The 1,940-nt window shown below is 66.9% G+C and carries 1 protein-coding gene and 1 pseudogene; both read right to left on the reverse strand.

All coding sequences use genetic code 11. The features are described from left to right. A pseudogene (locus tag AC1DT2_RS22095) lies at positions 1-215 on the reverse strand (YggS family pyridoxal phosphate-dependent enzyme); the annotation flags it as partial. After that, complete coding sequence (locus AC1DT2_RS22100; RefSeq protein WP_063573291.1) at positions 212-1,654, reverse strand: M20 family metallopeptidase; 1,443 nt, start codon at positions 1,652-1,654, stop codon at positions 212-214. The pseudogene AC1DT2_RS22095 and the gene AC1DT2_RS22100, both read right to left, overlap by 4 nt. Positions 1,655-1,940: the final 286 nt, after the last annotated feature.

The following is a 1,940-nucleotide window of genomic DNA, read 5'->3' on the forward strand; positions in this document are numbered from 1 at the left end:
GCCACCGACTTYGCCTGGATCTCCTGGACCTTGTTCTCTCCGAAACGACGCAGCCCCAACCCCACCGCCTCGCGCACGACCTGGGCCTCGAACGTCTTGCTCACCGGAAGCAGGGTCACCTCGGCCGGATCGCGCCCGGCTTGCACACAGGCCGCCCCGATCGCCGCCCGCACGGCCGCAAGGCGGCCGTCGAGCGTGGCGAGGTCCGCGGTCATGCCTTCGAGGCTTCCTGGAAGTGACGTGCCACCACGTCGGCCACCACCATGCTCACGCGCTTGCCCGTGGGAATGTGCAGGAATTCGTTCGGACCGTGGGCGTTGGAATGCGGGCCGAGAACGCCGGTGATGAGGAACTGCGCCTGCGGGAACTTCTCACCGAGCATGCCCATGAAGGGGATGCTGCCACCCTCGCCCATGTAAGCGGCGGGGGCGCCGAAGTAATGCTCCGAGGCGCGGGCGACCGCCTCCTCAAGCCACGGCGAAAGGGCCGGCGCATTCCAGCCACTGCCGTCCTTTTCCAGGTCGAAAGTGACCTTGGCGCCGTACGGCGGATCCTTCTCGAGCAACTGCTTGAGGAACTTGCCCGCCTCGGCACCGGACAGCGTCGGCGGAACGCGCAGGCTCAGCTTCACCGCGGTTTTCGGGCGCAGGACGTTACCGGCGCTGTCGAGGGCAGGCATGCCACCCACACCCGTAACGGCGAGCTGGGGGCGCCACGTGCGGTTGAGCACGAGCTCGGCTAGGTCGTCGGTGACCGGCTTCATGCCCTCGACGAACGGGAACTTGTCGTAGATGTCATTGCCCAGCACCTCGGCCGAACGGCGGGCCTGGTCGACGCGCTGCGCCGGGATGTCGACATAGAGCTCCGCCGGCACGATGGCACCGGTCTGCGGGTTCTCGAGGCGGCTCAGCAGGTCGCGCAGGATGCGGAAGCTCGACGGCACCACACCGGAGGCATCGCCCGAATGCACGCCCTCTTCAAGCACCTGCACCGTCAGGTTGCCGCCGGTCATGCCTCGCAACGACGTGGTCAGCCAGAGCTGGTCGTAGTTGCCGCAGCCCGAATCGAGGCAGACGACCAGGGCCGGGTTGCCGATGCGGTCGGCGAGATGGTCGACGTAGTACGGCAAGTCGTAGCTACCCGACTCCTCGCAGGCCTCGATCATGATCACGCAGCGCGCATGGGGCACGCCCTGATCGCGTAAGGCGAGCAAGGCCGCGAGCGAGCCGAAGATCGCGTAGCCGTCATCCGCGCCGCCACGACCGTAAAGCTTGTCGCCCTTGATGACAGGCGTCCACGGACCGAGGTCATCGGCCCAGCCGGTCATCTCCGGCTGCTTGTCGAGGTGACCATAGAGCACGACGGTTTCATCCGTGCCTGCGCCCTGTACGCCCTGTGCCGGCACGTCGATGTAGATCAGCGGCGTGCGGCCTTCCAGACGCACGACTTCGAGTGAGGCGCCTTCGAGGGCACCCAGCTTCGAGCGTGCCCAGGTCTCCATGAGGGCCACCGCCTGGTCCATGTAGCCATGCTCGCGCCACTTCGTGTCGAACATCGGCGACTTGTTGGGGATGCGGATGTACTCGACCAGCTGCGGGACGATTTCCGCGTCCCAAAGGCCGCTGACGAAGGAGGAAATGCGGGAGGTATCCATGGCGAGGGGGACTCGTGAGGTCAAAGCGGGATTGTAACAGCGCCTCGTCGGGGCGCCGACAGGGTGGCCCCACCCAAGGTAGGCGCGGGAGCCGCACACGCCGCGTCGGGCGCGCACATCGCGTACGTCACCCCGCCGGTTCGCCGGTTCCGGACCGCGGCGCAGAGTGCTTCGGCGTCATCCGGCGCATTCAACCAGGAGGCTTTATGAAACCCCTCGCTCTTACCCTCGCCCTGACCGCCCTGCTTTTCGCCATGCCCGCCGTGGCCGGCACGCCGGTCAACAT

It is taken from the genome of Luteibacter sp. P4_E6, from assembly GCF_056401535.1.

Coding starts and splice junctions, on each gene's coding strand:
- AC1DT2_RS22100 (WP_063573291.1), bottom strand. CDS start 1,654: ATGGATACCTCCCGCATTTCCTCCTTCGTCAGCGGCCTTTGGGACGCG.